Origin of the sequence: Micromonospora sp. NPDC005367 (assembly GCF_040606825.1) — a bacterium.
GTDB lineage: Bacteria > Actinomycetota > Actinomycetes > Mycobacteriales > Micromonosporaceae > Micromonospora.
Window position 1 is genome coordinate 51,041 of the sequence record NZ_JBEXFP010000010.1, and the last position, 12,349, is coordinate 63,389.

The following is a 12,349-nucleotide window of genomic DNA, read 5'->3' on the forward strand; positions in this document are numbered from 1 at the left end:
TCACGCTACCGGGCGTCGTCCAACGAACCGGCCGCTGAACGCGCCGCCGACCCCTGCCGGTCGCGGAGCATGAAGTGCAGTGCGAAGCCGAACAGCGCCGCCGTGATCAGTACCCCGATGGCCAGCGACAACGCCCAGAGGTCGGTCAGGTCGTAACCCGCCTGGATCAGCTGCATGACCCCGGAGAGACCGACCGCCGTGGCCACGCCCAGCAGGATGTCGATCCGGCGGCGGTTGATCCGCTCACGTTCGCCGCGCCGCCGCGCCGCCGCGTCCTCGCGGGACAGCCGCAGCCGCAGCTCGCGCTCCTCGCGTTCCCGCGCAGCCCGGGCCGCCGCGAGCGCCCATTCCTGCTGACGACGCATCGACGCCTCCACCAGCGCACCGGCACGGTCCGCGAGGACCTTGTCGACCATGTCCTCGAACTCGGCGCGCAGCTCACCGAAGCGCGCGGCCACCAGCAGCCGGTCGATCGTCACCCGGATCGCCGGTGAGGTGACCAGGGACGGTGCGGTGAGGAACATCAGGACGGTACGGCTCGACATGACGAAGGCGTGCATCCGAAGCTGCTGGGCCTCCAACCGCCCCTGCAACTCGGTCAGCCCCTCGACGTCGCGGTGGTGTCCGGCTGAGGAGATCGCGGCCTCGTCCGGCTCGGCCCGGCTCCGGTCCAGCCGTGCGGTCATCTCCGCCAACTGTTCGAGCACGGCCTGGTGGTAACCGCCGAGCTGGTCCTGCCAGCCGGCGAACATGCCTTCGAGGGAGGCCACGAACTCGGCCGTCTCGGCGAGCGAGCGCATCTGGTAGCTGGGGCTACCGGGCGTCATCATCAACGTCGTGTTGCAGCTGCGCATCAGCAGGTCACCGGCGAAGCCGGGCACGTCCACGACGGGGAGCCGCGCCGCGTCGACCGGGTAGCGCAGCCACTCCGCCACGGCGCCGATTCCATCGCGTACGGGGTTGCAGAGCGGTTGCGCCCCGAACGCCGAGAGCAGCTCCCCGGCCGTACGGACGGGTTCGACCGCGCCGGTCGAGAGCGAGACGACGCTCGCCCGGTCGACGGAGAGCAGCACGTGGTACATGCCCGGACGAGCGCTGCACCGAACCTGCCGGTCCATGGTCCGGGCGAGCTGCCCGGCTAGATCGAAGATCACCTGGTTGGCGAAGTCCGACAGCCGTCGCCACTGCGGGGCCGCCGGTCCCGACTCGACCATGCGCAGCGGGGTACCGAGCTGAGTGAGGTTCCCGGACTCGGGGGCGACCCGGACCATCGCCGCGTACACCTGCGGCGGGGTGGCACCGGAGAGCTGCAGCCCGATGCGCAGGCAGTGATTGCCCAGCTCGGAGAGGCGCAACTCCACCGTGAGGGCCTGCGGCTCGGCGTCCGGCCGGTCGACGTCTGTGAGCTCCAGGTCGGGCAGGGTGATGGTCATGCCGCGGAACTGACGGTCGAGCGGGTCGTCGCCCTTCCAGATGTCGCACAGCGAGAGATCGTCCGACACCTTCGCCTGCGGGTGCTCGCCGACGGAGCAACCCGCGAGGGTCCAGTCGTACGCGGCCCGGCGGGCCGTGTCGATCAGATCCTTCGGCAGGCTGACCGCGCTCGGTGGCGTGCCGGCCGATGTTCCGTCTGCGGCCACGTCCTCGTACAGGCCGAAGGGGTACAGGTAGACGACCTGCCCGTGCTCCACCCGGAGCCAGGGTTGCTCGACCGAGGCGGCGAGCGCCTCCAGCGCGTAGCGGTGCGCCCGCATCTCGCTCCGGTCGATGCCGTCGGGCATGCTCTCCTCCGCTTCGCGCAGGGCTCGGATCGCGCCGCCCACCTCGCCCTCGCCGGTGGTGAAGTGGTCGAAGACCGCCCGCGTCGCCAGGCAGAGTGCGCGGTAGTAGCGGACGTCGCCATCGGCTTGCTCGATCAGGAAGGACAACAACGGGGACCGAGGGCAGGACGCGGCGTCCACCAGCATCCGCTCGGCCCGGTCGGCCACCCGTCCGGCCAGCTCCGACCAGGCGGCAAGGGAGCCGGTGTACCCGGCGTCGTTGCAGACCATCTCGACGGCCAGCAGCTCGATCATCTGCAGCACCAACCCGGCCACCGCGGCGTCGACCGCCTGCCCCTGTGCCGTGAGCCGCGACCACCGCTCGCCCACGAACCGCATGTGCTCCAGCACCGGTTCGATGTCCCACGCCTCTTCCCAGTGCTCCTCGAAGAGCGCCTCGAGGTAGAGCAGCAGGCCCGGCGCGACTCCCGGCAGGGGTGCGGCCACCGTCAGCGCGTGTCCGATCGCCGAGCGCAGCTGCGGCTGCTCCACCCGCGCCGAGTCCCAGGTGGAGAGCGACGCCAGCAGGTCGAACTCCTCGACGGCGAGACCGCCCGGCCGGCACAGCCGCCCGGAGAGCCAGCGACGCAGTGGCCGCAGGTCGCTCTCGCCGAGCGCCTCGAGGTGCTCCGCATCTATCTCCGTCGCGATATCCACCGAGCAGCCCTCCGCTCCGAGTCACCGACGCACAGGGCACTGTGCCAGGTGGTCGCAAGGAATCACGACCCGTCCGGGAGGTGGTGGTGCCGCTGCCGGACGGCTTCGGCCCGGCCGCCGATGATCGGCCCGCGCCGCGCAGCTGGCCTACCGGCGGGCGGGGCCGGCAGACGGACCGGCCGGCGTCGACTCACCGGTCTGCCGGAAACCGGCTCCGGGCGGGCGTCCGGGTACCTAGCCTGACAGGCAGGAGCGGCTCAGCGACGTTGACGGAGGCTCGCATGAGCATGGAGGCCATGGACGCGTTCGCCCGTGAGCGCGAAGTCGAGATCACCGTGACCGGCCGGAGGACGGGCCGGCAGATCTCCCACCCTGTCTGGTTCGTGCAGGAGGAGCAGAGCATGTTCCTGGTGCCGGTATCCGGGCCCGACAGCGACTGGTACAAGAACGTTCGGCGGACGCCGGTGATCCGGGTGGCCGCGAACGGTACGGCGGTGAACTCGACGGTGACCCTCATCCAGGACCCGGATCGGGTCGACCACGTGGTGTCGCTGTTCCGCGAGAAGTACGGCGCGGAGCAGGTGGAGAGCTACTACCCGAGGCACGACGTGGCGGTGCAGGTGCCGCTCGGCTGACCGAGCGGCGGTGACGCGGCGGCCGGCCCCGCCTCAGAGGCTCGGCGGAATGACCCGCAGGTGACCTCGGCGGCCGGTCGAATGGGACTGCTTGTCCTGGTCGTCCTCCGGCGGACGCGGAGCCGGACGGGCCGCCTCACGGACCGCCTCGGCCAGCGCGACCAGGTCGTCGGTGGTGGGCGGGGGCGGCTCGAACTCGCCTTCGTGACGGACGACGTCCCAGCCCCGCGGGGCGGTCAGGCTGCGGGCGTGCGGCTCGCAGAGGTCGTACGTGTGCGGCTCGGCGAAGGCCGCCAGGGGGCCGACCACCGCCGTCGACTCGTTGTAGACATAGGTCAATGTGGCGACCGCTTGCCGGGGGCAGCCGTTTCGGGAGCAGCGCCGTGGTGACCTCACGGCGGCAGGGTATCTCCATTACCGGGTCCGGCGCACCGGTTCGCGTTGCGACACGCCCGTCGCGGTGATCACAATTCCCGGGTTCGGCGGTCGGCCCCGCCCCGGCACGCCCGAACGGAGGCGCTGCCACGGGCCGAGGTCGCCCGGGGCTACCCTTTGCCTCATGACGAGCCCGGAACACCGCCGCCCCGGCTCCGGCCGGCGCGCGCACCGCGACCGGCACGGGCGTGGTCTGCGCGGACGGCTGGTGCCGGCCACCGTACCGCTGGCCCGGACGAAGGCCGAGGTCTTCGACGACCTGGTCCTGGACACCGTCGAGACGCTGGAGCGGCGCTTCGCGAAGGAGCTGGCCGGGGTCGAGTTCGCGGTGGAGGACGTCCCGCCGGAGTTGAACGTCTACGACTCCGACGTGCTCGAGGACGGCGAGGTCCCGCTCGCGCGCCTGCTTCCCGGGCGGCCGGGCCGGCAGGAGGTGCCGCCCCGGATCGTGCTCTACCGGCGGCCGCTCGAGTTCCGGGCGATGGACCGGGAGGACCTCGCCGACCTGGTCCACGACGTGATCATCGAACAGGTGGCGAATCTGCTCGGAGTCGATCCGGACGAGCTGGCCTGACCGGTCCGGTCCCCCCCACCGGACCCGGTCACGACTCACCCGCGCGGAGACCCTGGTCAAACGCCTGACCCGGGCGGCCCCCACCGCCCGGGCTCCGCGTCGATCAGGCGGCCCGCCGCTTCAGCTTCCGCCGCTCCCGCTCGGAGAGACCACCCCAGATCCCGAACCGCTCGTCGTGACCGAGAGCGTATTCGAGGCATTCCGTCTTGACCTCGCAGCGCGAGCAGATCCGCTTCGCCTCACGGGTCGAGCCGCCCTTCTCGGGAAAGAACGCCTCCGGGTCGGTCTGCGAGCACAGCGCCCGCTCCTGCCACTCCGGCGCGTTTCCGAGCAGGTCGGCCACCTCAAGCTGGCCGTCCATCAAATGCCTCCTTGTCGCGCACCGGCGTCATCGCCGCTGCAACCCCCCACGCGAAAGGCGTGCGTGTCCGTCCGGTCCGGTTTGATACGTTCCGCGCGAACAACCCCATTCAAATTACACGTGTGTAATACGTGCGCCGTCAAGCCAAACTTGATAATGGAGTCGTCCTCCCGACATGACCCGGACGGCCATCCGACCACCCGGCCTCGCAACCTGCCCTATCGATTCAGACCCCGGCCGAGTAACGCCCTCTCCGGCGAGTTGCCAGAGTTTTTCCCCGTGGCGTACCGGCGCCGGCCGCGCCGGAGCGGTCGCGAAACGCCACGGGGGCGCACCCGGACAGCACTGCTGATCTTGGTGGGGCACCAGGTTAACGCGACTCGCGACAGACCGCCCGTCGAGCGACCGCCGACGATCGCGGCTCGCCCACATCGTGGACGGGGCGCCACGGATGAGAGTGGACGAAGATGGGTCCGAGCCGGACTCGGGCTGTTCGAAGCGGTCGCCCGGCCCCCGCGGCCCGACGACAGCTCGTGCTGAGGAAATTCCCAATACACGGTACGAGCCCCCGGCGCGCGTGCCGACGTGGGCACGGTGGAGGGCTCGGCGCACACCGGCGCGACCGGGTCCGCACGAGGTGCCGTCCGGCCGGTCCGGCGAGACGATCCCGACCAACGACGAACGTCGAACACGCTCGGCATCTTGAACAACTGGTTGCCCGACCGCACCCAGCCGAATTCGCACCGGAACCCAATTGTCGATCAACCACGGGCACCGGTCGCGGCGACCAGCCGTACGGGTCCACGGAATCGCACGACATACCTCAGCGACCATTCGGCACGGCAGCAGCCGAACGGGCACAGGCCGCGCCGGCCGACGGTTCCCGGCGGTGAGCTCGCGAGCCGTCGCCGGCGCCGCCCCGGGACGCCGGCGACGGTTCTCACGCTCACCGCCGCCGGCCCGGCCCGGCCCGAACCGGGCCGACAACGCCCGGAAAGGTCCGGCCTCAGGACCCCACGGTGCCGTACGCGGTGCTCCGCCGACGCGCCGGACGCCCGGCCGCCGCCGCGATCGCCCGCAACTGCTCCTCCGTCCGGGCCGACCCATTGGCCGAACCCGCCATCCGGGAGATGGTCTCCTCCATGAGGGTGCCGCCCAGGTCGTTGCAGCCGCCCTGGAGCATGGCGACCGTGCCGGCGTCGCCGAGCTTCACCCAGGAGCACTGGATGTTGTCGATCCGGCCGTGCAGCAGCAGCCGCGCCATCGCGTGCACCACCCGGTTCTCCCGCCACGTCGGACCGGGCCGGGCGATCCCGGCCAGGTAGATCGGGGCGTTGGTGTGCACGAAGGGCAGCGCCACGAACTCGGTGAAGCCGTTCGTACGGTCCTGCACCCCGGCGAGTACCCGGAAGTGGCCGAGCCACTGCGCCGGGTGGTCGACGTGTCCGTACATCATGGTCGAACTGGACCGGATGCCCAGCTCGTGTGCGGTGGAGACCACCTCCACCCAGGCGGCCGCGGGCAGCTTGCCCTTGGTCAGCACCCAGCGGACCTCGTCGTCGAGGATCTCGGCGGCCGTACCCGGGATGGTGTCCAGCCCGGCTTCCCGCAGTTGCGTCAGCCACTCCCGCACCGGCACGCCGGCCTTCGCGGCCGCGGTGACGATCTCCATGGGCGAGAAGGCGTGCACGTGCATCTCCGGCACCCGCGCCTTGATCGCCCGGACGATGTCGGCGTACCCGGTCACGGGCATCTTCGGGTCGATACCGCCCTGCAGGCAGACCTCGGTCGCGCCGGCCGCCCACGCCTCCTCGGCCCGGTCGGCGACCTGGTCGACCGAGAGGCGGTAGGCGTCCGCGTCCCGCTCGCGTTGCGCGAACGCGCAGAACCGGCAGCCCACATAGCAGACGTTGGAGAAGTTTATGTTGCGGTTGACAACGTAGGTGACGTCGTCGCCGACCGCCGCGCGGCGCACCTCGTCGGCGATCCGGCACAGCTCGTCCAGGGCCGGGCCGTCGGCGCCGAACAGCGCCAGCGCGGCGTCGGTGTGCCGCGGCTCCAGCAGGGCCGCCGGATCGTCGGCGGCCAGCCGCAGACCGGCCCGCAGATCGTGGTCGCCCGCACCGGCCGGCACCGGCGCGGCGGTCACCTTCGTGGCGACCTCGGCCCAGTCGCCGTAGACGTTGTCGAAGTCGCCGCGACGGTCGCCGGTACGGCCGGTCGTGTCGATCGTGACGTGCAGGTCGGTGCGCCCGCCGAAGACCTCCTCCGGCTCCTGCCACGGCCGGCCGACCGGGCGAGCGTCCTCGACGGCCAACCCGCTCTCCCCGTCGGCCAGCGCGGTGACGTGCGCCAGGAGGCGCGGGTCCAGCCACGGATCACCGGCGCGGACGTACTCCGGATAGATGGTCAGCCGCTCCCGCAGGGTGAACCCGCCCTCGGCCGTACGCCGGGCCAACTCGTCCAGCTGCGGCCAGGGACGCTCCGGGTTGACGTGGTCCGGGGTCACCGGGGAGACCCCACCCCAGTCGTCGATGCCGGCGCGCAGCAGCAGGTCGTACTCGCCCTCGATCAGGTTCGGCGGCGCCTGGATGCGCATCCGCGGGCCGAGCAGCAGCCGGGCCACCGCCACGGTGGCCGCCAGGTCGTGCAGTTCCGCGTCCGGCATGCCGCGCATCGCGGTGTCCGGCTTGGCGCGGAAGTTCTGCACGATCACCTCCTGGAGGTGGCCGTACTCCCGGTGTGCGCGGCGGATCGCGAAGAGCGCGTCGACCCGTTCGGCGTGGGTCTCCCCGATACCGATGAGGATCCCGGTCGTGAACGGGACGCCGACGCGGCCGGCATCGTCGAGCACCCGCAGCCGTACCGCCGGTTCCTTGTCCGGCGACCCGAAGTGCGGGCCACCCGGCTCGGACCAGAGCCGCGTCGCCGTCGTCTCCAGCATCATGCCCATGCTGGGCGCGACCGGCTTGAGTCGTTGCAGCTCGGACCAGGAGAGCACGCCGGGGTTCAGGTGCGGCAGCAGCCCGGTCTCCTCCAGCACCGCCACCGCGCAGGCACGCAGGTAGTCCAATGTGGAGTCGTAGCCGCGCTCGTCGAGCCAGCGCCGGGCCGCCGGCCAGCGCTCCTCCGGCCGGTCACCGAGGGTGAACAGCGCCTCCTTGCAGCCCTGCGCCGCGCCCTCCCGGGCGATCGCCAGCACCTCGTCCCGGTCGAGGAAGGGCGCCGGGAGGCGGTGCGGCACGGTGGCGAAGGTGCAGTAGTGGCAGCGGTCCCGGCACAGCCGGGTGAGTGGGATGAAGACCTTCTTGGAGTATGTGACGACCCCGGGCCGGCCGGCGTCACGGAGCCCGGCGTCACGAATCCCGGCGGCAACGCCGAGCAGCTCGTCGAGGGCGTCGCCGCGCGCGCCGAGCAGCGCGGTCGCCTCGTCGACGTCCAGCGCCCGGCCGGTGGCGGCGCGGCGCAACGCCCGGCGCACACTCGCCTCGGTCGGCGCGGAGTCGGTGCGATCAACCATCCGCCCAGCCTAAGCGGTGATCGGCAGCGCCTTACCGCCCTCGTGGGCAACCACACCCCGAACGCGCGCCACACCCGCCCGTGCGCGGGACGGGACACGTACACAGAAAGAGTGGCCTTCCTGCGTCGGAAGGCCACTCTTTCTGTGCATTCGTGTGTACGCGGGTCAGGGTCGCGCGTCGCCGGGGTTGCGCGGTTCGTCGCCCGGGTTGATCGGCTGCGTCCGGTCGCTCTCGCCGTCGCCCGGGCGCGGGATGGCCTGGGTGGGCTCGGCCGGCTGACGCGGAATCGTCTGGGTCGGCTCCGCCGACGGCGGCTGCCCGAACGGCGGCGCCGACGGCGGGGCCGGGTTCGCCGGCGGGGCGGACTGCGGCGCGACGTTGGCCGGCGGAGCGGACTGCGGCGCCGGCGTGAACGGCGGCGTGGGCTGCCCGTACTGCCCGTACTGGCCGGGCTGCGGGTAGCCGCTCGGCTGGCCGGGCGCCGGGTACGCGCCGGGCTGGCCGGGTACCGGGTAGCCGCCGGGCTGACCCGCACCGGGCCAGCCACCGGGCTGCGCCGGCCAGCCGGGCTGCGGCGAGCCGTAGACGCCGGGCTGCGGCTTGGGCTTCGGCACGTAGTAGAAGGCGCGCCAGATCGTGTACACGACGAACACGGCCACCGCGAAGAGCGCCAACTGGGCAAGCCGGGTGAGCAGGCCGAGCAGGGTGTCGAGCACCGCGCCCTCGGCCAGCCGCCCGACCGTCGCGATCAGGAACGTCAGCGCACCGAACAGGGCGCCGACGGCGTACTCGACCAGCGCCACCTGGGTGATCGTCTTCGCCTTCGACAGGACCGGCTCGATGTGCGTGGCGAGCAGCACGGCCAGCAGCGGCAACGCCGCCGCCTCGAAGCCGACGAACGCGAAGAAGGAGCTGCCCGCACGGTCGCTGAAGGTGCCGTAGTCGGGGCCGGTCAACAGCCGGATCAGGCCGACGAACAAGAACACGGCGTTCGCGCCGAGCAGCACGAACGCGGCCAGTTCGCGTAGCGGCTTGGTCAGCTGGCGGGCCCGGTTCGCGTCGGCGGACGCGGGCTCGGCGGGGCTGGTCACTAGCTCTCCCAGGGGCGAGGCGGACGGTTTGCCGGACGTGAGCCTAGTCTCCCGGGCCACCGGAGGACCGCAGGCGTGGCGTGCGGGAGGATGGTCGGCATGCGCATCGTGGTTCTCGCGGGTGGCATCGGAGGCGCCCGGTTCCTGGTCGGCGTACGCGCGTACGCCCGCCAGGTGGGTGCCGAGGTGACCGCGGTGGTCAACGTCGGCGACGATCTGTACCTGCACGGGCTGAAGATCTGCCCCGACCTGGACAGCGTCATGTACACCCTCGGTGGCGGAGCCGACCCGGAGCGGGGCTGGGGGCGGGTCGGCGAGAGCTGGACGGTCAAGTCGGAGCTCGCCGCGTACGGGGCGGAGCCGGCCTGGTTCGGCCTGGGCGACAAGGACATCGCCACGCACCTGGTGCGCACCACGATGACCAGCGCCGGCTACCCGCTCTCCGCCGTCACGGAGGCGCTGGCCACCCGCTGGCAGCCGGGCGTACGGCTGCTGCCGGCGACGGACGACCGGCTGGAGACGCACGCGGTGGTCGACGTCGACGGCGCCCAGCGGGCGATCCACTTCCAGGAGTGGTGGGTACGCCACCGGGCCGAGGTGCCGACCCACCGGTTCGTCTTCGTCGGCGCGGAGACGGCCAAGCCGGCGCCCGGGGTGCTGGACGCCATCGGGTCGGCCGACATCGTGCTGGTCGCGCCGAGCAACCCGGTGGTGAGCATCGCGCCGATCCTGGCCGTGCCCGGGCTGCGGGAGGCGGTCACCGACGGGCCTGCCCGGGTGGTGGGTGTCTCGCCGATCATCGGCGGCGCGCCCGTGCGCGGGATGGCCGACCGCTGCCTCGCGGTGCTCGGCGTCGAGTGCAGCGCGGCCGGGGTGGGTGGCCTCTACGGCGGACGGTCGGCGGGCGGCCTGCTGGACGGCTGGCTGGTCGCCGAGGAGGACGAGGGCACGATGGTGCCGGACGTGACGGTCCGCACGGTACCGCTGCGGATGACCGACGAGGCGGCGACGGCGGCGATGGTCCGCGCCGCGGTGGAGTTGCAGTGAAGCTGGAGATCCTGCCGGTGCTGGGCATCGGCCACGTGTCCGAGGGCGACGACCTGGCGGCGCTGATCGCGACCGCGGCACCCTGGCTGCGCGACGGCGACGTGCTGGTGGTCACCAGCAAGATCGTCTCCAAGGCGGAGGGCAGGCTGGCGGACATTCCAGCCGACGGGCCCGAACGACAGGCCGCTCGCGACGAGGTGCTGACCGCGGAGACCGCCCGGGTGGTGGCCAGCCGGGGCGCGACCCGGATCGTGCAGACCCACCACGGTTTCGTGATGGCCGCCGCCGGCATCGACGCCTCGAACGTCGACAAGACCCGGCTCGTGCTGCTGCCGAAGGACCCGGACGCCTCGGCCCGGGCGCTACGCGCCGCGCTGCGTGAGCGCTACGACCGGGACGTCGCGGTGATCGTCAGCGACACCATGGGCCGGCCGTGGCGCAACGGGCTCACCGACGTGGCGCTCGGGGTGGCCGGGATGGACGCGATCCGCGACCACCGCGGTGAGACCGACCCGTACGGCAACGAGCTCAACCTGACCGAGATGGCGGTGGTGGACGAGCTGGCCGGCGCCGGCGAGCTGATCAAGGGCAAGATCGACCAGGTGCCGGTCGCCGTGATCCGCGGCTACCTCGGCGCCAGCCGGGACGACGACGGCGCCGGCGCGGCAGTGCTGGTCCGCGACGCCGCGCAAGACCTCTTCTCGCTGGGCACCGCCGAGGCCAGGGCTGCCGGCCTCGCCGCCGGGGCCACCCTCGCCGACGGTCCGGGTGAGACGCCGGCCGACCCGAACGCCATCCGGCGGGCGATCGACGCGGTCGCACACACGGTCGCGCCCGGCACCGTGTTCAACCTCGTCGACGACGACCTACGCCCCGGGCTGGCCGCCGCGATCACCGGTTGGCCGTCGCAGGCGACCCGGCTGATCCTCGGTTCGCCGCCGACCCCGGTGAACAGTCCGGACCTGGTCCGCTTCGGCGCCGACCTGCACCGGCTGCGTATCGCGCTGGCCGTCGAGGGCATCCCGTCCCTGCTCCTGCCGCCCCCGGCGGCGAGCACCGCGAGCGCCGCCCTGGCCGTCTGACCGGTCCCGGCCGGCTCCGCCGCCGGCCCACCGGCCGGCCGGGTCGGCGCCCCCTGCTCCCAGTCGCGCATCCGGTGCGGCCGGGCGAACTGTTCGGCCCAGCCTGCCCCCGATCGACGCCGGACGGCACCGGTCAGGCGTCGAGGACGGCGCGGCCCAGCGGGGTCAGGGTGTGCAGCACCTTGTTGCGGTCCCGCTGGCTGACGAGCAGTCCAGCGTTGCGCAACACGGCCGTGTGCTGGCTGGCCGCCGCTGGCGAGATGTTCAACCGCCGGGCCACCTCACCGGTGGTGCAGCCGTCGTCGCTGGCCTCCAGCACCGCGGCCCGCGTCCGGCCGATCAGCGCGGCGAGCGCCTCCCCGGGTACCGGCCCGGCCTCGCCGCCGGAGGGCAGCAGCCCGCCCAGCCGGTCCACCGGATACGCGAGGACGGGCGGCAGCGCCGGGTCAAGCAACGCCACCGGGGTACGCGCGCAGAAGAACGACGGCACGAGCAGCAGCCCTCGACCGTCCAGGTGCAGCTCGCGGCTGTCCGGGTAGTCACGCACCTCCAGCACGCCCGAATCCCAGCGCATGTTCGGCCGCAGACTGGCGAGCAGTCCCTCCACACCGCCGTCCAGCACCGCCCGGGCCCGGCGCGCCCGGTCGGCCTCCACCGCCGCCTGGATCCGCCCCCAGTACGGGCTGATCGCCACCGACCGGTAACGCTCCATCGAGTCGGTCAGCGCGCGCAGCGCCTCCGGCTCCCCCCTGGCCAGTGCGGACGCCGACGGCGGCAACGGATTCTCGCCGGCGAGCACGGCCAGGTCACGACGCAACAACTCGGCCGGCGTGCTGCGGACCGCGTCCAGTCCCGCCTCGAAGCCGCCAAGGCTGGCGTACGGGGTGAGGAAGTCGGGGAAGTATCCCTGGGGCGGATTCAACGCGAGCAGGAGACGTAGCTGCTCGGATGCGCTCTCCCGGCGCAGCCCGCCGGCCACCGTACGCCGCCACGCGGCCATCATCGGGTCCCGGCTGCGACCACGCAGGAGGTGCAGACTGAGGACCAGCTCCCAGACCGGATCGGCGGCCGGGGCGACCCGGGTCCGCAGGACGTCCTCGCCGGAAAAGTAGATCTTCAACATGGC

The 12,349-nt window shown here is 72.6% G+C and carries 10 protein-coding genes; 4 read left to right on the forward strand and 6 right to left on the reverse strand.

Annotation, left to right across the window (positions count from 1 at the left end; translation table 11 throughout):
- Nucleotides 1–5: 5 nt before the first annotated feature.
- The gene (locus ABZS42_RS09915; RefSeq protein WP_355143572.1) at nucleotides 6–2,477 is read right to left on the reverse strand and encodes a hypothetical protein; all 2,472 of its coding nucleotides are present in this window, start codon (nucleotides 2,475–2,477) and stop codon (nucleotides 6–8) included.
- 281 nt (nucleotides 2,478–2,758) lie between these two features.
- Between ABZS42_RS09915 and ABZS42_RS09920 the strand changes: the two genes are divergently transcribed.
- Complete coding sequence (locus ABZS42_RS09920; RefSeq protein ID WP_355143574.1) at nucleotides 2,759–3,112, forward strand: nitroreductase/quinone reductase family protein; 354 nt, start codon at nucleotides 2,759–2,761, stop codon at nucleotides 3,110–3,112.
- Nucleotides 3,113–3,145: 33 nt separating this feature from the next.
- Here ABZS42_RS09920 and ABZS42_RS09925 read toward each other — a convergent pair whose 3' ends face one another.
- Entirely contained in the window at nucleotides 3,146–3,508 is a 363-nt protein-coding gene (locus tag ABZS42_RS09925; RefSeq protein ID WP_355143576.1) for a DUF3499 domain-containing protein, read from the reverse strand.
- Between the two features lie 163 nt (nucleotides 3,509–3,671).
- On the opposite strand from ABZS42_RS09925, the gene ABZS42_RS09930 reads away from it, so the two are divergent.
- Nucleotides 3,672–4,121, forward strand: coding sequence for a metallopeptidase family protein (locus ABZS42_RS09930; protein WP_076471216.1), 450 nt, complete (start codon nucleotides 3,672–3,674; stop codon nucleotides 4,119–4,121).
- A gap of 103 nt (nucleotides 4,122–4,224) precedes the next feature.
- Here the strand turns inward: ABZS42_RS09930 and ABZS42_RS09935 are convergent, their stop codons facing one another.
- The 3 genes from ABZS42_RS09935 to ABZS42_RS09945 all read right to left on the reverse strand — a co-directional run bounded on the left by ABZS42_RS09935 (nucleotide 4,225) and on the right by ABZS42_RS09945 (nucleotide 9,094).
- Nucleotides 4,225–4,482: a WhiB family transcriptional regulator gene (locus ABZS42_RS09935; RefSeq protein WP_007455784.1), complete on the reverse strand. Its 258-nt coding sequence runs from the start codon at nucleotides 4,480–4,482 to the stop codon at nucleotides 4,225–4,227.
- Between the two features lie 1,006 nt (nucleotides 4,483–5,488).
- Entirely contained in the window at nucleotides 5,489–8,002 is a 2,514-nt protein-coding gene (locus ABZS42_RS09940) for a bifunctional FO biosynthesis protein CofGH (protein ID WP_355143578.1), read from the reverse strand.
- Between the two features lie 165 nt (nucleotides 8,003–8,167).
- Nucleotides 8,168–9,094: a hypothetical protein gene (locus ABZS42_RS09945; protein ID WP_355143580.1), complete on the reverse strand. Its 927-nt coding sequence runs from the start codon at nucleotides 9,092–9,094 to the stop codon at nucleotides 8,168–8,170.
- Nucleotides 9,095–9,193: 99 nt separating this feature from the next.
- On the opposite strand from ABZS42_RS09945, the gene cofD reads away from it, so the two are divergent.
- Both cofD and ABZS42_RS09955 read left to right on the forward strand, forming a co-directional pair.
- Nucleotides 9,194–10,141, forward strand: coding sequence for a 2-phospho-L-lactate transferase (gene cofD / locus ABZS42_RS09950; protein WP_355143582.1), 948 nt, complete (start codon nucleotides 9,194–9,196; stop codon nucleotides 10,139–10,141).
- Nucleotides 10,138–11,223 (forward strand): coenzyme F420-0:L-glutamate ligase, encoded by a 1,086-nt coding sequence (locus tag ABZS42_RS09955; RefSeq protein ID WP_355143584.1) that lies wholly within the window; start codon nucleotides 10,138–10,140, stop codon nucleotides 11,221–11,223. Before cofD ends, ABZS42_RS09955 begins: the two co-directional genes overlap by 4 nt.
- 133 nt (nucleotides 11,224–11,356) lie before the next feature.
- Here the strand turns inward: ABZS42_RS09955 and ABZS42_RS09960 are convergent, their stop codons facing one another.
- On the reverse strand, nucleotides 11,357–12,346 hold the full coding sequence (locus ABZS42_RS09960; RefSeq protein WP_355143586.1) for a winged helix-turn-helix domain-containing protein: 990 nt from the start codon (nucleotides 12,344–12,346) through the stop codon (nucleotides 11,357–11,359).
- Nucleotides 12,347–12,349 lie beyond the last annotated feature (3 nt).

Bases quoted from the DNA above. Each gene is read 5' to 3' on its own strand.
- ABZS42_RS09920 (WP_355143574.1), top strand. From the start codon at position 2,759: ATGAGCATGGAGGCCATGGACGCGTTCGCCCGTGAGCGCGAAGTCGAG.
- ABZS42_RS09930 (WP_076471216.1), top strand. From the start codon at position 3,672: ATGACGAGCCCGGAACACCGCCGCCCCGGCTCCGGCCGGCGCGCGCAC.
- cofD (WP_355143582.1), top strand. From the start codon at position 9,194: ATGCGCATCGTGGTTCTCGCGGGTGGCATCGGAGGCGCCCGGTTCCTG.
- ABZS42_RS09960 (WP_355143586.1), bottom strand. From the start codon at position 12,346: ATGTTGAAGATCTACTTTTCCGGCGAGGACGTCCTGCGGACCCGGGTC.
- ABZS42_RS09940 (WP_355143578.1), bottom strand. From the start codon at position 8,002: ATGGTTGATCGCACCGACTCCGCGCCGACCGAGGCGAGTGTGCGCCGG.
- ABZS42_RS09935 (WP_007455784.1), bottom strand. From the start codon at position 4,482: ATGGACGGCCAGCTTGAGGTGGCCGACCTGCTCGGAAACGCGCCGGAG.